Raw genomic sequence first — 18,467 nt, forward strand, 5'->3', positions numbered from 1 at the left:
CTCCTCCTATTTATGCATTAAAAGGGGTTAATAAAATCTTACTTAGTGTATCTTCTTCAAAAACACCATAACCTTGATTAGGATTAGGAAATGAAATATTGGTAAACTGCGAACTAAATTCTAAAAGTATACTATTTAGTAAATGACTATTTAAGAGGGGCCTACCACTCTCCGCCCGCCACTTCTCAAAAATTGTAGCTGCTGCACCTAAAATGACACTTGCACTCACTTCCACGCCTTCTACAACAACGGCCTCTCCATTTGTATCAATTGTTTGAATAATGCCATCTGCTGCTAATGTTGGTTTGACACGATTATCCATAGTATATCCTCTACCAGAGTTTCTAAGTGTCGTTAATTCATCTAAGTTATATCCTGCCACACAAGTTACTGCGCCAATATTACCCACGGACCCTATGGTAACATATGGATTTTGAGAAAATAACGTAACATATGGATTAGACTGTTTACCAGAAATCCATAAATCTACGCGATTAGTCGTTTGATTTTGAATTTGAATTTGCATCGTCCATTTTCCCTTACTCATATTGCTAATCCGAAACATAATATCTTTGCTGCTACTGTAGTAATTCAGCTTCTCCCCCTGACTATAAACTGTTGCCGAATCCACTGCATACTCCCCTCGCTGCTTAATTTGCACCTTCTGTCCTTTTGGGCTTATGACTTCTACTTCCCAATCATTTAAATACCGCTGAGTTACAAGCCCTATAATATTTTGCCCATCTTCACTGCATTGTAGCTGAACTACAGGTTCTTCAATACCTTTATCATATAAAGTTTGATGATGCTTTTGGTCTCCCTCTCCTCCTGTAGGGACTATAACGGCATTGCCTCTTTCACTCCCGACTAAAGTAATTAATATATTATAAAAATTAGCCCCATCATGTGTATCTATGTTCGTATAATAAGGCACATAGAAAATCACAGCCTTATTTTGGGATTTTGCCAAATTTTGAAACTTCCATATGGCAATCATTAATTCGGGCATCAGTATATTTTTAGCATTAAACATACCACCATAAATTTTCTGCAAGTTTTCTGGTGCTGTATTTACCTTAGCCACTAAAATTTCTGCTTCTGTTGCGATTCCTTCATAATTTTTATCTTTCCCTGCTGCAATATTTATTAACATGGTATCTTGATTGCTATCTAGAGGAATGGGAACGATTTGCTCAGGATTTTCACTTTGAAGTGCTGTATTAATTTGTTCTTTTGTATAAAAAGTACCTTGTTCCCCCTCTGTCTGATACCATATGCCTGCAATTCGAGTCGTCCCATCTGCATTCCTAAGCGTCGCAAGCCGATAATCTACACCGCTATTACTTATAAGTGCTATATAAACGCCCTTACCACGATATGGTAACTTTCCTTGTAAAACTTTATAACTCTCACTTACTCCTTGAGATGATGTCCGTATAACTTCTTCTCTTTCTAAAACAGGACACTCATATCTGGGAACCACATAGGGCCTAATTTCATTTGCATAACGATTAATTTTATCTTTTCGGTCATAAATCAAACCATAAGCTCCTGTTCCCTTAATCGCTTCAAGCCCAAGGCTTGTTAAATATGCAGCTACACCTGTGCCATCCTCACTAAACGGGACATAGATTTTTTCTTCATCTGGTATCATCTCATAAAACAAATCATCAAAAAGACTTTCATTACGTAGCGGTGTACGATATACCTGTCTTAAATCACCTGTCGGGTCTTTTTCTAAGCAATTTACAACACGCCGCATCATCTCTTCATAGTTACAGCTTAAATAAATTCCTTTTTCTATATAAAACTCAAAAGCCTTTTGGCTAGGCATATAATACAAAGCAATTTCATCTTTTTTACTATGTTTTAAAAGTGCCCCCTGTACTTCTTCAAGCAATTTATTAACTATCTTTCCTGTTAAGCTGCGGTAACGATAGTACTTTTCCTGTGGTGTCACTTGACTATAAATGATAAGGGGTTTTTTATACAACTTAGCCCATTTTACAAGCTGCTTAATACACTTGATATATTCTGAAGCCGTTATGCACGCTTCTGTTTGATAGCAGCTTACCCAATAGGTTTCCTTAAGTGAACGACCTGTCGTTCTTACCTCTAACTTTTCTGCTTTCATATCATAAAAAGCATCCACCCTATCCGCTAGCTGTTTTACCCCTACTGTGGCTAATAACATACTTTGACTTTTCAATAAATCAAGGGCAGGTAACTGCTCCTTATTTTCTATCTCCATCTTAAAATCTAATTCTATATATCTTTCTATTTCACTTAATCGGGTTAATGCTTGTGCTTCTACATCTTTTACCTCAAAAGGATTTCCTCCTTTACTATGCTCTATAATAACCCTCATTTTACGCCCCCTATATATTGGCTATACTCGCTCTTAAATCTAACTTGCCATAACCTTCAATATTATTGGGATATGTGACACCCCGCTGCCGCATAGCGCCCCTCATAAAAATAACTCTTGCAATTCGTGTATTCATTTGTGGCAAATTTTCTCTTATAACCGCCCATTGCATTAGGATAGCAGCTGCACCTGCCGTTACTGCTGCTGCCGTACTCGTACCCACATAAGTTGTCATACCACCACTAATACTGGGTCCTTCTACATTCACACCTGGTGCAATAAAATCAGGTTTTAAAATGGCTGCTGTTGTAGGGCCTCTCCCCGAACCAATATAAATACTTCCATCTACATAATCGTATGCCCCTATTGCAATGGTGTATTCAGCCGTAGCTGGTATTTGAATTGTAGTATCTGGTGCTGCCTTTAAAAACCTTGTTGCTTCTCTAATAAAATCCTTTCTTGGTAACCACATATGAAATATCCCATTTACTACGTCTTCACCAATCATGTTTATAGTCCACAGCCCAGGAGTAGGTGCCTTTAAACGAATCTCAATTTTTTCACCACCTGTTTCTGGATCAGGATATATATACGTAATTGTTAACTCTGTTTGCTCTAGATTAAAGCGATAAACTTGAGATTGATTGGGTAAAATAGGCACCTTTTCTACCACCTGACCTAAGGGACTCTTCACAGATACTGTTAACTTATCGGGCAGTGTCGTCCATAAATAAATGGGAAATCCTGTACTATTTTCCGCCACATTAATTTCTAGTTCTTGTATCTCTCCTGTGGTAATGGTGCCTTCATAATGATGTCCTAAATTACTTTCATTACCTGCCGCAATAATAATGATGATATTTTGTGCTAAGCTCAAAGTTTCTAAGTAACGTTCTAAAATATTTGTTCCATTATGGGCACCATAATTACTTCCTAAACCCAAGCATATTACTAATGGCTTTTGTTGCCTCACTGATTCTTCCACTAAAAAGCTAATTCCTGCTATCACATCATTTTCTGCATATGCCACCACATTAGGTTCTACAAGATAATGCTCCTTTAAACTTACTGTTGCTTCTCGCAGCTTAACAACAAGGATATCCGCATCAGGTGCCCCGCCTACATAGCCTCCTTCTGTCATTTGATCATTTCCTGCTGCTACACCTGCTAAATACGTACCATGCCCATTTTCATCTCGAGAAGGTACTACCGTATAAGGATCTTCTGCTGCTAATGCTTCATTAATTCGATTTTCATTATAATACGTGCCATAATTATACTTTTGAGGTGGTGCCCCACTTGTAATGGTTTGATCCCAAATGCCAACAATTCGCGTTGTATTATTAGCATTTTTAAACAACTCATTTGTGTACTGAATCCCTGTATCTACAAACCCTATAATGATTCCTCTTCCCCGCAATTCACCAAATGCACTGCTATGAAATAATGTAATATTAGAAGCTTCTAGTGCTTGATTTGCATTTAAACCATATAGTATGGGGAGACTTACAAATTCCAGTTTCGCCCGAAATGCATTAAATTCACTTTCAAATTGTGGCTGCACTGTTACCGTATAAAGATTTGACCCTATTTCATTAAATATCAAATTAGGATATTGCGCTTTTATCTGATTCAATAAGATAACTCTTTGTATTTGCATGTTATTAATCAAATAAGTTTGTGCCTCATCTTGCCTCATGCTAATTCTCCCTTTCAAAATAAAATGCTCAAAATCTAACTTACGACTTTGAGCATTTGTTATCTACTATTATGTTTATGCAAAACACCATCCAAATATTATTATTATCATTTGCCATACTGTGAAATAATACGATCAATAAGGCGGCTTGCTTCTGATTTACTCAATTTATTGGTGTCTTCTTCTAATATAATTTGATGACGATTACATAAAGCTTCTAAATAAGATTTTTGCCTTTTTGTCATAGGCACATATTTAGGAACTTCCCACTTTAATACTTCGGGTTTGAAAAGCTTAGGTTCTTTGAATTTAAAATCCCTCTCTAAGTTTCTAAAAAGTTCATAAGTCGCATGCGCATCATCATATGCACGGTGCGCATTTTCAAGTGATATACCATAATATATGCATAAATCCCCTAACTTACGACTTGGCAATTCTTGAAGCATCTTTCTAGAAATAATTAACGTATCCACACATTTTTTTTCGAAAGGCAAATTTAGTAAAGTTGCCTTAGCCTTCAGCATACGATAATCAAATAGGTTAATATTATGACCTATAAGAGGTACATCCCTACAAAATTCAATAAACTGTGGCATAACCACTTCAATAGGTGGTGCATCCACTACCATTTCATTCGTAATACCAGTAATGCCGATAATATAATCTGAAATTTGTTCATTGGGACGTACAAGTTGATTAAAACTTTCTTTTACTTCTCCGTTTTCCACATAAACTGCACCAATCTCTATAATCTCATTGTTTATAGGATGGCCACCTGTGGTTTCAATATCCACTACAACATAGGCATCCATTTTTCTTCTCCTACTAACTTTTAAATTATTACATCCGTATATTTATTTTACAACACCTTTCATATATTGCAAACTTATTATTTATATTTTTTACAATTTACTATTGACAAAATAGTTTTAAAATACTTGCTTGAAAAAAGTCCTTTATCAACTTAGTATGGAAGAGGGCTTTATACGCCATATACAATATATGCATCTTTTTATTTTAATAGCATACACATATTGTATACTTTCAAAAGATGAATAAATATAAAGGGGGGTGTATCATGAATTATTCTGTGATTAAACGTGATGGACGAAAGGTACCATTTGATCTTACAAAAATTTTTAATGCTATTACCCGTTCAGCTAAAAATCTTAATCTTACGGTTAATCCAGCTGAACTCACAGAAGAAGTCAATTCACGACTACACGATCAATATAGTCAAGAAATGACTGTTGAACAAATTCAAGACACCATTGAAGAAACTTTACTAAATCTTGGTCTTATGGAGCTTAAAAACTCTTATTCCAATTATCGTAAAGAACGTACGCGAATTCGCGATTTAAAATCCGAACTTATGGATACTGTGCATAATATAGGTATTGAAACAGACCGCGATAATGCCAATGTCGGCAATAATTTTTCTTCAAAATTACTACGTATCGCCAGTGAAACCAACAAATGGCATAATCTTTCTAAAATGCCTAAAAATCTAGCAAAACTTCATGAACAAGGCGACTTATATTACCACGATTTAGATAGCTATAACCTAACGACAAACTGCTTACATATAGATACAGGTAAAATGTTCGAACACGGTTTTAATACTGGTTATGGTACCATTCGTAAACCAAAACGTATTGAATCTGCCGCAGAACTTAGTTGTATTTTACTCCAATCTTCTCAAAATGATATGTTTGGTGGACAATCTCATGTAAACTTCGATAACGATATGGCACCTTATGTAGAAGCCACACGCCAAGAAATTATTACAGATTATGGTGCGTTAAAAACACTTAAGGGTGAGGAAGGTTTTAAAGAATTTGTAGAAAACAAACTCCTAGAACGTGTTCATCAAGCCATGCAAGGCATTGTCTATAACCTCAATACCATGCATTCAAGAGCCGGTTCACAAGTTCCATTTAGTAGTTTAAACATCGGTTTACCTACATCTCAGGATGCTGCTCTTGTCTGTCAGGTTTTCTTAGAAGAATATGAAAAGGGATTAGGAAAGCATGAACAACCTATTTTCCCAAATATTATTTTCAGACTCAAAAAAGGCGTGAACCGCCTACCTGATGATCCTTATTATTATTTATTTAAAATCGCTTGCCGTGTAGCTGCTTCACGTATGAATCCTACTTTTATGAATATCGATGCCGATTTTAATCTTGCTTATTATAAACGTGGTATTTTACCTGCAACTATGGGTTGTCGTACGTATATCTGTTCTAATGTTAATGGCCCAGAAGGCCCGAATCGACGTGGTAACAATGCACCAACTACAATTAACTTACCACGTATTGGCATTGATGCCCACAAAGACATTAAAACATTTTGGGCACTCTTAGATGAAAAATTAGAAGCTGCTAAAGAATCACTCCTCCACCGCTACTCTATCTTGCAGAAGCTTAAAGTAAAAGATTTACCTTTTGTAGCAGGTGAAGGGTTAATGCTAGGTTCGGAAGGTCTAGGTCCTAATGATAGTATTGATCCTATTTTAAAAAATGGTTCTTGGTGTATTGGCTTTATTGGTCTTGCTGAAACTTTAGTGGCACTTACTGGAAAACATCACGGGGAGTCTGAGGAATCCCGTCAGTTAGGTTATGATATCATTGCGCACATTCGCGATTTCACAGACCGTACTACGTTGGAAACCCATATGAATTGGAGCTGCTATGCCACACCTGCAGAAGGTTTAAGTGGCAAATTTGTTGTACAGGATCGTCAAAAATATGGCCTCATTCCTGGTATTACAGACAAGGATTATTACACTAATAGCTTCCATGTACCTGTCGGTTATAATATTTCCATCCCAGATAAAATTCAAATTGAGGCACCATTCCATAAGATGTGTAATGGTGGACATATTAGCTATATTGAAGTAGATGGATACCCTACACCTCAAACGGTAGAAAAGATTATTACTTATGCTTATGATTATTCTAATATTAGCTATATAGGTATTAATTTCCATTTACGCTACTGTAAAGACTGTGGCACAAGTATTAATGAACAAAGCCTTACTTGTCCTAAATGTGGTAGCATGAATATTCAAGGGATTAGCCGCGTAACAGGTTACCTTAGCTTAGATGAGCGCTTTGGTGCTGGTAAAGCTGCCGAAAGACATGATCGCCTCGCTCATAATGGCAGCCATACAAATACGTATAGCAACCTATGACAAATACTTTACAAGTCGCTGGCTTTCTAGAACACTCTACAGTTAATGGCGAAGGCTTTAGAAGTGTTTTATTCTTATCAGGCTGCCCACATCATTGCCCAGAATGTCACAATCAAGAGATGCAAAGCATAACTTATGGGGAAGAAGTTCCTTACTGGCAACTCCTGAAACGCATTGAAAAAGTCCTACCACTTATTGATGGCTTAACGCTTTCAGGCGGCGAACCTTTCATGCAAGCGGCAGCACTTATTCCCTTTGTCAAATGCGTCAAAGAAAAGTTTAATTTATCTATTTGGTGTTATACAGGCTATACATATGAAGAACTCTGTAAAGATACATTACATCAGCAACTTCTTAAATACATTGATGTACTCGTGGATGGGCCCTTTATTGCAGCTTTAAAAGATACAAATTTAAAATATCGTGGTTCTTCTAATCAACGTATTTTAAAAATTTCACCTGATATGCCACCCACTTTATTAAACTATGATGACGATCTTGAAATAAGGGAATAGCAAAATAAACAATCCAAAAATATAAAGGACGTATTTGAAACAGATTATCTTGATTTCAAATACGTCCTTTTCATTATACGCTTTAATGCATTGATAATGCTTTACACGATTTCAAAGTCTTCCATCGTTCTTCTTAGGCTTGAGGCACTGGATTCTAAGGCCTTTTGCTCTTCACAAGTAAGTGGAATGTCTAATATACTTTCAATACCATGCTGGCCTATAATACAAGGCACACTTAAGGCAACATTATGAATATGATATTCCCCTTGTAATGTTGTCGAAACAGGTAAAACGCTTAGTTCATTTAAAGTAATCGCCTTAACAAGTCTTGCTACCGTTTCTGCTATACCATAATTCGTATATCCCTTTTTCATTAAAATCTCTATGCCTGCTTGAACCACTTCCCTTAATACGTCTTCTTGATTAAGAGGCTCTTTATGAAACTTTTCATTACAATCTTTTAATGGAATACCGCCAATATTACACAAGCTCCAAGTGGCCATTGCCGTACTTCCATGCTCTCCTAATATATAACCATGCACATTTTTAGTATCTACCAGAAAATGTTCTCCTATAATACGGCGCATTCTTGCTGTGTCTAAGAGGGTTCCTGTTCCGATAATCTTGTGCTTTGGATAATCAAACTCATTTTGTGCCACAAAAGTTACAATATCGACTGGATTAGAGACAAAAATAATGATTGCTTCTTTCGTATAAGCCGTAATTTTCTCCATGACACTTCTTGTCACCTTGGCATTTATTTTAGTAAGTGCTCTCCTATCCGTTTTTTCTCCTGGTTTAATACTAGGTCCTGCTGTCATTACAATAATCTGAGCATCCTTACAATCAGCATACGTTCCTTTACGAATACGTACATTAGGCATATATGTAAAAGAGGGGGTATGAAAAGCATCCATCGCCTCTCCTTCTGCCTTCTTTTCATTTTTATCAATCATTACAATTTCAGCCACTAAACCTGTGTTTAAAATTGCAATCATTGTCGCTGAGCCCACCATTCCCGCACCAATAATACATACTTTATTTTTAATCACATGTATCACCTCTTTATTTCTTCCACTGGAATATAACAATACCTATAATCATCACACCAACCCCCACTAGCTTTGACCATATAAAAGGTGTTCTTTCCGTGTGAAATAGTCCAAATAGCTCAATCAAATAAGCAGATACCATCTGTGAAATCAAAATTAACATTACTGCATAGGCAGGACCTAAGTTTCCCATAGCTACAATAACTGTATAAGTAATACATGCACCTATGACACCACCTAATAAATATAATTTATTCACATGCTTAAGGCCGGCTACATCAGAATCTCTTACAAAGAATAAAATAGCAAGACAAAATAAAAAACCTGTAAAGTTCACAATACTATTTGTAAACCATACCCCAGCCTTTTCGGTTACCCTTGTATTAAAAACCCCCTGTACACTCATTAATATTCCTGAAATTAGTGCAGTAATCATACTTTTAAACATTATCTTTCATCCTTTCTCCGAATCTCACCTCCTTATTTTGCATATTTTCCCTATTTTTATACCTATTATCTCTTTACTTTCCTACACTTAAGCTATTGTTTCCCTGCAAAACATCTGTCGCGATAATCTTATCAAAAGCTTCTGCTTCCTCAAAAATAGGGCTATGCGCTGAGTGTTTAAAGAGATAAAAGCCCTTAACAGGTGCCGCTAAATCTCTCAAATAATCCCTTGCCATCATATAGTTCACCGTATAATCATAACCTCCTGAGAAAAAATACGTAGGCACCTCCAACCTTGTAATATACCTTCTTAAATCAGTGGTATGCGCTTCCTGACTTAATCCTGTTTTAGATGAAAAAATCTTACCACGCCATAGATTAATTTTTTCTCCTACTGTATATTCTTTACAGCCTAATGACCTCATGAATATATCTTTTACCACAGACTTCATCTCATGCATCGTTCCAATTCCTGCTTGATGCATGGCACTGTCTCTCATCTTACCATAGCCTTCTGATAAATAATCCCACTTCTTTAACTTAGCTACCATCTTAGTATTACCTTGCTTTGCATAATAGTCTTTCATATATACATAAGCTAAACGTTCTGATTCCTCCTGGTCCGTTATCTGTGCTACTGCCATATAAGCTGCATAGAGCTGTGGCGCTCTGTATGCCGCTTGAATGCCAATAAATGTTCCCCATGAATGTGCCAATAAATAAATCTTATCTTGCTTAAAACGCTCCCTTAAATAATTTGTGACACCTATGGTATCCTCAACAAACTGTGTCACATTCATTTCTGCCTTATCTATGTCCGAGTCAAAAGATAAACCAGCTCCGCGTTGATCCCACCACACTACCGTAAAATAGTCTTCTAAGTTTGTAGGATAATCTTGTGTCAAAAAATATTCCGGCATTCCCGGACCACCATGAATAAATAACAGGACTGGCAATGAAATATCTTTACTTTTAATAATCATCCCCATCTGTCTACCATTTATTTCAGTAAACACCTTTTCAGATAAGCTATTTGCTATAACTTGCCCTTTCTCATCTGTAAATGGTACCATCTTGCCTGGACTTAAAATTACTAAAACGATTGCGCCTATTGCTATACAACTTACAATAATACTTAATATGAATCCCATTACTTTTCTCCCCTTCCTTAACATCTCTATCCCCCTTATTCAAGCTACTTTATAAAATCTTCTATTTTTTCTTCCCATCTTTGGTTATATGAAACATTTTTCATTGTTGCAATCCCTACTAAGCCATGTACCATAATCCACTGCTTAATAATCACAATAAGATCATCTAAATCTTCTGCTTCCTGAATTGCTTTCTCCCTCTCCTTAAAAACTGCTTATATCACATAGCTTCCAACAATGCTTCCTTAAGCTTACCACTGTCAGGATTATAGACCTTAATCTTTACACCGTCAATATATCGTTCAGAATATTTACACACAAAAAAGGAACTGTTTAGAAAAACAATTCCTTTTTTGTGTGTATGCCATTTATTAACTTATTTTTTAGGTCTTATAGATTTCACATTTATAAGGTTTAGTTGTTTTCTCTATAAATCCTTGATTTCTACTAGAGTAAAATTACACCTTGTTTTTCACAGGCATCATGCATTTCATCTGGCCAAATAGATGCTTGCACTTCTCCAATATGCACTTTATGTAAGAAGTACATACAAATACGAGATTGACCGATTCCACCACCAATTGTGTATGGTAATTGTTTGTTTAAGATTTTTTTATGGAAGTCTAATTCACTGCGTTCTGTGCAGCCTGCTTTTTCAAGTTGTGCTTTAAGGCTTTCTTCACTTACACGAATTCCCATAGAAGAAAGTTCGAAAGCACATTCTAAGATTGGATGCCAGAAAAGAATATCGCCATTTAAACTCCAATCATCATAGTCTGGTGCACGCCCATCATGTTTTTCACCATTTGTAAGAAGGTCACCAATTTTCATAATGAACACAGCTTTTTTCTCTTTACAGATTGCATTTTCTCTTTCTTTAGCTGTAAGGTCTGGATATTTATCTAATAACTCTTGTGTTGTAATAAAATAAATATCTTCAGGTAACCATCTTTCAAGTGATGGATATTCTGTTGTAATATACTTTTCTGTTTTTAAGAAAGCATTATAAATCTTTTTAACAGTTGCTTTAAGTGTTTCTTCACTACGCATTTCTTTTGTAATGACTTTTTCCCAATCCCATTGATCTACATAGATTGAATGTAAGTTATCAAGCTCTTCGTCTCTTCTGATAGCATTCATATCTGTGTATAACCCTTCGTCTACACCAAATTTATATCTCCCAAGTGCCATACGTTTCCATTTTGCAAGAGAATGTACAATTTCTACTACCGCACCATTATCATCTAATACATCAAAGCTTACTGGTCTTTCTACCCCATTTAAATTATCATTAAGACCTGTTTCTGGTTTGACAAATAAAGGTGCTGATACACGTGTTAAATAAAGCTCATAAGCTAAAGCATTTTCAAAATAATCTTTAAGCTTTTTAATTGCCACCTCTGTTTCTCTTAAATCTATTCTTGATTCATAGTTTTCTGGTAAAAATAATTTCATGTTTAATCCTCCTTTTAATACTTGAAAAATATAAAAAACCTCCGTCCCCCAAACAAAGGGACGAAGGTTACTCGCGTTGCCACCCTAATTGATTCTTTTTACAAGAATCCTCTTAGCTACGTACAGAAATAAATCGATACGCTCTAGATATAACGGTCTACCCCGTCTAAGTCTACTCAGCCTATGCCTTTCGGTTAGAAACTCCGAGATGTTCTTCAAAACCTGCTTTACTACCGATTTTCAGCTTCCTCGGCTCTCTGAAAGTAAAATCAAATTCCTACTCTTCTCTTCACTGTTTTTGAACTATACTAAAAATATATTTGCTATTATAAATAATTTAAAACTCTTTGTCAACACCTATTTAATGAGTTTTTATATGTTTTCAATCTGAAAATCAATAGGTGTTTTTCCCATAGCCACTAAAAGTTCATTCGCCTTTCTAAAGTGATCGCAGCCAAAGAATCCATTATAAGCTGAAAGTGGACTTGGGTGTGCTGCCTCTAAAATTTTATGCTGAGGATTTGTTATAAGAGCAGCTTTCTTACGTGCTGGTGCACCCCATAAAAGAAAAATAACAGGGTCCTTACGGTCATTTAAGGCCTTAATCACATCATCCGTAAACGTCTCCCATCCTTTACCTTTATGAGATTGAGGCTTGCTAGCGCGTACGCTTAAAACAGTATTTAGAAGAAGTACTCCTTGCTGTGCCCACTTCATCAAATACCCATTATTAGGAATATAGCATCCCATTGTGGCATTTAACTCTTTATATATATTTTTCAAGGAAGGTGGTGTTGGCACGCCTGGTTGCACGGAAAATGCCATGCCATGTGCTTGACCTGCGCCATGGTAAGGGTCTTGCCCTAAAATTACGATTTTTGTATCTTCATAGCTTGTTACACGCATTGCACTAAATAAATCTTGTGCGGGTGGGTAAATAACCTGCGTATTATATTCTTCCTTCAAAAAATCATGTAATGCCTGATAATAAGGTTTATCAAATTCTCCGCGTAGTACCTCATCCCAGCTATTATTAAATTTTACCATTTGTACATTCCTTTCTTAAGCCTAATCGCTTTAAGCACTCTATAACATTATAAAATAAGGCTATATCGTTAATCACTACAGCGAAACAATTTCACATCGTTAAAGTATCATACATAACGACTTTATAAATATGAAACCTATACTATAGCAACCTCTTTCAGATATAACCTTATTATTTTATATATTATTTATTAAAAAATTCAAGTTTGTAAGTTATTTCTCTGTACGCTTATTGAAAAAGTGTCGTTGATAAATAACGTTCTCCTGTGTCTGGTAATAACACAACGATTAATTTTCCTCTATTTTCTTCTTTTTTTGCAAGCTCCGTAGCTGCACTTAGTGCTGCCCCTGATGAAATACCTACTAAAATCCCTTCTGTCTTGGCAAGTTTACGTGCCGCCTCAAAAGACGCTTCATTCGTAACCCTCTTTATTTCATCTACAACATCTTTATCAAAAGTATCTGGTACAAATCCTGCACCTATACCTTGGATTTTATGTGGGCCTGGTTTACCACCTGATAAAACTGGTGAATCTGATGGTTCAATGGCAATAATTTTTACTTCTGGTTTTTTAGCTTTTAAAACTTCACCTACACCAGAAACTGTTCCACCAGTTCCAACACCTGCTAGGAAATAATCCACTTCACCATCTGTATCCTCCCAAATTTCTAAAGCAGTTGTCTCACGATGTGCTTTAGGATTGGCTGGATTACTAAATTGTTGTGGAATGAAGCTATTTTCAATAGAGGCATGGAGTTCTTCTGCCTTCTCTATAGCTCCTTTCATCCCTCTAATGCCTTCTGTAAGTACAACCTCTGCACCTAATGCCTTTAAAATATTGCGACGTTCAATACTCATTGTATCTGGCATTGTTAAAATAAGGCGATAGCCACGTGCTGCACAAATATAAGCAAGTGCAATACCTGTATTGCCACTTGTAGGTTCAATAATCGTTGTACCTTCTTTCACAAGTCCTGCTTTTTCTGCTTCAGTAATCATATAATAACCAATACGGTCTTTCGCACTGCTACCTGGATTAAATGATTCTAACTTCACTACTAATCTCGCAACTGCCCCTTCAGCTTTACTATAATTTGATATTTCTACTAAAGGTGTTTTTCCTATAAGATCTGTAATACTTTTTGCTATTTTTGCCATATGCCTTGCCCTCCTATACCAACCTATTTTTATATATAATACATTCCTGCATTTTCTTGTCCAAGTATCTGATAGTCTCTTACAAGTTGTTCTAGTGTAATGTGATCAATAACCTCACATATACTTTGATTTATAGGTTCCCACACGCGTTCCTTAAGGCACTGCTGAAGATTATCATATAATAAACTATTCCCTATTGGTAAGTCATCTTCAACAATTGAAATTTCTCCTTCTATAGCACGAATGACTTGCCCTACTGTAATCTCGTCAGGTCTTTTTACAAGTATATAGCCGCCCTGAGAACCCTTGACGCTTCGGACAATACCTGCCTTCTTTAAAAGCGAAAAAACTTGTTCTAGATAATTCACTGACAACTCTTGCCTAGCTGCAATATATGCTAATGGTACTTGCTCACCAGTAGTGTGTACGGCTAAATCTATCAATGCCCTTAGTCCATAACGTGCTTTCGTAGATATTTTCATATATGCCCCCTTTCTTATTCCTACTATTTCTATATGCTTTATAGTATATTATTTCTTTAGCTTTTGTCAATAGTTTTAGAAAATTATATGTTTGACTTTATTTTTCAAAACCTTCCCCCACTACTTCATGAAGATTTTGAACTGTCATAAATGCTCTGCTATCAATAGAACCTACATATCTTTTTAGCTCAATAAACTCTTTACGGTCCACTACTGTTGTAAGCACAAGTTTTTGATTTTTACTATAAGCACCTTCTGCATGGTAAACCGTGGCACCTCGTTGCAATGTATGAAGTATATAGGCTCTGATGGCTTCACCAAATTCTTCTGTACTTGGTAAAATCATGACATACTTTTGTATTGTAAAACCTGCAATAATATAATCAATAAGTGAACTTGTAAGCAACACGCCTAAAGCAGCATACAAGCCTTTCTCAATGCCAAAAATAGTGGTAGCTAGTAAAACAACAACTAAGTCTGCAATCATTAAAGAAGCACCGATATTAAGATGAAAATACTTATTGATAATTTTAGCAACAATATCTGTCCCACCTGAAGATGCTTCTAGATTAAATACAATAGCCTGTCCAAAGGCAATAAATAAGGCGCCAAATAAAAGCATAATCAATGTGTCCTCACTAATAATGCCAACGTTAGGCCAAAAATACTCTAAGACGAGCATTAAAAAAGAAACGGTCAGACTACATGTTATGCTTCTTATCCCAAAGCTTTTTCCTAAAACAATAAATCCAATAAAAAACATTAGTATATCTAGGCAAAATATAATAATCCCTATAGGTACACTTGGAATGAGCGCTTTAATCACTATAGATAAGCCACTAATCCCACCTGCTGCCAAATCTGAAGGCATCCAAAAAAAGTAAAGTCCGATTGCAATAAAAAGTGCCCCAAAAATAATTCCTACATATGATATGGCTGTCTTTTTCATAATATTCACCTCATCCATTCTATCTTTATATTATTTTCCTGTTTTATCCTAACTATTCTTAATTGACATTAAAAAACATATAATAAAAGAGACACAAATCTGCCTAAGGCACCTTTGTATCTCTAATTTTACTATTTTGTACTTTTAAGTATTTTTCCAAGCTCACTAAATAAAGTCGTTACTTTTTCCTTATTAGCTGCAAACTCAATATTACCATCTATACGTAAAATATAATAGTTTGTATCATAAGAAATAAGCTCTATATTCTTCTGTGAACCATCTTTCATATAATAAACAATACTAATTTCTGCCTTACGCTCTGTTTTTTGCTCAATCTGTGGGTTCTGAAGAATGGTTTCAATGCATACACTATCTTCAATCAAATTGAGAAGACTCTCTGTCTTAGCTGGATCTAGTACCTTATCATTAAGCACGCCTACTAAATTGCTTGCTAATACATCATTCAGTACATCTGTCTCTTTATTTTCTATTGCTTCTGCTTTATTTTCTTCTTGAATTTGTTCCTGAATTTGTTCCTGAATTTGTTCTTGAGTACTTTCTTTTGATGCTTCTTTAACCTCTTCTGCCGCTAAATTTTCGTCTACTACGTCTTCTTTTTCTTCTTGCGTTTCTTCAGCATCAACTTCTTGTAATTTTAACTTATAAACATTTTGTGGATTCGTCATCACAATGCTTTCAATTTCTTCTGCTTCAGGGCGATAAACACTGCGGTGAATCATTTGTAACGGTTTTAGCTGCTCAAAGCTTTTTAAAAGCTTGTCTTTTACTGTATAGACATAAGGTCCATCATTTTCACTAAAATAATACTCACCATCTTGTTTGCTGCCAAAGTTTAAAGTATATTTTTCATCTAAAGTAATACTTAAGCTTGGTGTATCCATACCATAAGACATTTCTGGTTCAACTTTGCCTACTAATCTCACCTTTTCAAGGCCATTTAAAGCTTCAAGTAATCCTACCATTACTTCTGCTTTTACCTCATATGCATCATTGAAATAATCTTTTAAGAACCACTTATCTTTTTCCTTTTGTAAATTTAAAGTTGTTCCTTGTTGATTAATGACCATGCTGTTTACCTTTTCTAAATTTGGCATCTCGATGTTTTCATCAATCAGCATGTCTGACTCAACTAGTAAAACCTCTGATTTTGTAGGACTTACGCTATATACAAGTTCTGTCTCATCACTATATATATAACGAATTGTCTGCTCCTCATTAATGCTTCCTAAACGAAATGTTTGGCTGTTCCCCTTTTCACTATAGATTACAACCTTCGGCGTTGTTTCATCAATGCCATAAACACTTAAATCCTCTACGTGACGAATGACATTAATGCTTTCTTCGCTTTGGAAATATTTCACCCATTCATTAACTAACTCATTATTATATGTAAGTTCTGGCTCTAAAGGATTTTGCCATACTGTATCTTTCTTTTCTAATGTTAAACTATTTTTGTCTTGTATTTCTATCTTCTCAATTTCTTCTTCTGTTAACAAGCTTAACGGAAGTGCTATTTCTTCAACAAGCACCTCAGTACTCATCGCTTCAATTTGTACTTTATACTGTGCATAAAATACACCACCTACCACGACTGCAAGTGCCGCTAAAATAACACCAAATTTCTTTTTCATTTTCTTTTCCTCCTGCTCCTAATAACCCTACAGTAAAGAAGTTCTCAAAACATATTTCAACATAGTTTAGCACTAAAATGAGATTTTTGCAATTTATAATTTTCTTATTGCTATTGTTCATTGCTTTTTTATAAGCTATCTATTAAAATTAACGTATATTGTTAAACTTTTCAGTATATTATCTTTTAACAGAATATATGTATTATTGTTTTAAGCCGATATATAAAATATACTATTTTATCGTGTAACGGAGGGGTTTTCATGCAAAAAATTATATTACCAATTACCAAATGTATCCCTGGAATGATTACAGCCCAACCCATTGTGGATTTAAAAACAGGTACCACCATTATCGGGCAAAATCAAATACTTACAGAGGACTTTTTAAATAATCTGCCAAATTTCATTTACAATGATATTTGGGTCTATTTAGATTCCTTTACAAAAGTGTGGAATCTTCCTGAAGAAACCATTGAAAACTATAAGAAATACAGTAAGGTGCTAAGTTTAGTCTTAGGCAATTTAGATCATTCTAATGCAACACATTCAGTACTTAATCTAGATGATTTTGAGCAGCTTTGTACACAGCTTACTCTTGATTTCAAACAAAATTATAGCCTGCTTGGATGCACAAATCTCATTGCTCAACTAGATTATACAACTTATACACATAGTCTAAATGTAGCCTTTTTAGGTGTGTTAATTTGCAGATGGTGCAACCTAGGTACGAATATGGAGGACTTAGTCATCAAAACAGGGCTACTTCATGATATTGGTATGATTAATCTCCCTACAAATTCTTATAAGGGCGAGATGACTGCCGATGAAATCAGCGAATATGAAAAGCATCCTATTTATGGCTATAACATTACAAGCAAAATTAAAGAATTAAGTCCCGAAGTGAGTAAGGCCATTCTTGCACATCATGAAAATTGTAATGGTACAGGCTTTCCACTTCGTCTTTCTTCTCCTTATATTTCTAAGCTTGCTAAAGTCATTGCTTTAGCTGATGCGTATGACCGCTTGCATAGTGAACATCATATTTTTGAAACGTTACGTATTCTTTTAGAAGACCAACTTACAGACTTTGACCCTGAACTTTTATTTACCTTCTGCAATACCATTGCGAATTACTATATTGGTGTATTTGTGAAGTTAAATAATGGTGAAATAGGTGAAGTCGTATTTATTAATCCAAAATGTATCTATAAACCTATCATTAAAATTAATAAGCGTTACATTGATTTATATATGGAACATGGATTCTATATTACAGATATTGAATAATTGCTATA

General features: G+C 35.3%; 15 protein-coding genes and 1 other annotated feature. Of the genes, 3 read left to right on the forward strand and 12 right to left on the reverse strand.

Going from position 1 to position 18,467, the window contains the following annotated elements:
* Positions 1-10: 10 nt before the first annotated feature.
* The 3 genes from AC1VAQ_RS00285 to AC1VAQ_RS00295 form a co-directional block, all read right to left on the reverse strand.
* Positions 11-2,368: a S8/S53 family peptidase gene (locus tag AC1VAQ_RS00285; RefSeq protein ID WP_479903354.1), complete on the reverse strand. Its 2,358-nt coding sequence runs from the start codon at positions 2,366-2,368 to the stop codon at positions 11-13.
* A 10-nt stretch (positions 2,369-2,378) separates the two neighbouring features.
* Entirely contained in the window at positions 2,379-4,067 is a 1,689-nt protein-coding gene (locus tag AC1VAQ_RS00290; RefSeq protein ID WP_302596412.1) for a S8 family peptidase, read from the reverse strand.
* Positions 4,068-4,174: 107 nt separating this feature from the next.
* A complete protein-coding gene (locus AC1VAQ_RS00295) occupies positions 4,175-4,879 on the reverse strand; it encodes a 3'-5' exonuclease (protein WP_302596411.1) in 705 nt (234 codons plus the stop codon).
* A gap of 266 nt (positions 4,880-5,145) precedes the next feature.
* On the opposite strand from AC1VAQ_RS00295, the gene nrdD reads away from it, so the two are divergent.
* A complete protein-coding gene (gene nrdD / locus AC1VAQ_RS00300) occupies positions 5,146-7,263 on the forward strand; it encodes an anaerobic ribonucleoside-triphosphate reductase (RefSeq protein WP_302596410.1) in 2,118 nt (705 codons plus the stop codon).
* Positions 7,260-7,778 (forward strand): anaerobic ribonucleoside-triphosphate reductase activating protein, encoded by a 519-nt coding sequence (gene nrdG, locus AC1VAQ_RS00305; protein WP_302596409.1) that lies wholly within the window; start codon positions 7,260-7,262, stop codon positions 7,776-7,778. Before nrdD ends, nrdG begins: the two co-directional genes overlap by 4 nt.
* A 101-nt stretch (positions 7,779-7,879) precedes the next feature.
* Here the strand turns inward: nrdG and AC1VAQ_RS00310 are convergent, their stop codons facing one another.
* The 9 genes from AC1VAQ_RS00310 to AC1VAQ_RS00350 all read right to left on the reverse strand — a co-directional run bounded on the left by AC1VAQ_RS00310 (position 7,880) and on the right by AC1VAQ_RS00350 (position 17,172).
* Positions 7,880-8,830, reverse strand: coding sequence for an L-lactate dehydrogenase (locus tag AC1VAQ_RS00310; protein ID WP_479903355.1), 951 nt, complete (start codon positions 8,828-8,830; stop codon positions 7,880-7,882).
* A 13-nt stretch (positions 8,831-8,843) separates the two neighbouring features.
* Positions 8,844-9,278 carry a DMT family transporter gene (locus AC1VAQ_RS00315; protein WP_302596404.1) on the reverse strand — a complete coding sequence of 145 codons (435 nt, stop codon included), beginning with the start codon at positions 9,276-9,278 and terminating at the stop codon, positions 8,844-8,846.
* Positions 9,279-9,351: 73 nt separating this feature from the next.
* Positions 9,352-10,452, reverse strand: a complete 1,101-nt coding sequence (locus AC1VAQ_RS00320; protein WP_479903356.1) for an alpha/beta fold hydrolase — start codon at positions 10,450-10,452, stop codon at positions 9,352-9,354.
* 423 nt (positions 10,453-10,875) lie between these two features.
* Entirely contained in the window at positions 10,876-11,883 is a 1,008-nt protein-coding gene (gene asnA, locus AC1VAQ_RS00325; RefSeq protein ID WP_302596402.1) for an aspartate--ammonia ligase, read from the reverse strand.
* A gap of 53 nt (positions 11,884-11,936) precedes the next feature.
* Positions 11,937-12,185: a binding site (T-box leader), on the reverse strand.
* A gap of 70 nt (positions 12,186-12,255) precedes the next feature.
* Positions 12,256-12,930, reverse strand: coding sequence for a uracil-DNA glycosylase (locus AC1VAQ_RS00330; protein WP_302596401.1), 675 nt, complete (start codon positions 12,928-12,930; stop codon positions 12,256-12,258).
* A gap of 229 nt (positions 12,931-13,159) precedes the next feature.
* Positions 13,160-14,089, reverse strand: a complete 930-nt coding sequence (cysK, locus tag AC1VAQ_RS00335) for a cysteine synthase A (protein ID WP_302596400.1) — start codon at positions 14,087-14,089, stop codon at positions 13,160-13,162.
* Between the two features lie 29 nt (positions 14,090-14,118).
* Positions 14,119-14,571: an RrF2 family transcriptional regulator gene (locus tag AC1VAQ_RS00340; protein ID WP_479903357.1), complete on the reverse strand. Its 453-nt coding sequence runs from the start codon at positions 14,569-14,571 to the stop codon at positions 14,119-14,121.
* 97 nt (positions 14,572-14,668) lie between these two features.
* Positions 14,669-15,520, reverse strand: coding sequence for a YitT family protein (locus AC1VAQ_RS00345; protein WP_303243742.1), 852 nt, complete (start codon positions 15,518-15,520; stop codon positions 14,669-14,671).
* A 131-nt stretch (positions 15,521-15,651) separates the two neighbouring features.
* Entirely contained in the window at positions 15,652-17,172 is a 1,521-nt protein-coding gene (locus tag AC1VAQ_RS00350; RefSeq protein WP_479903358.1) for a DUF4340 domain-containing protein, read from the reverse strand.
* Positions 17,173-17,433: 261 nt separating this feature from the next.
* Here AC1VAQ_RS00350 and AC1VAQ_RS00355 point away from each other — a divergent pair, with 261 nt between their 5' ends.
* Entirely contained in the window at positions 17,434-18,459 is a 1,026-nt protein-coding gene (locus AC1VAQ_RS00355; protein ID WP_302596395.1) for an HD-GYP domain-containing protein, read from the forward strand.
* Positions 18,460-18,467: the final 8 nt, after the last annotated feature.

This window comes from Cellulosilyticum sp., from assembly GCF_982396655.1.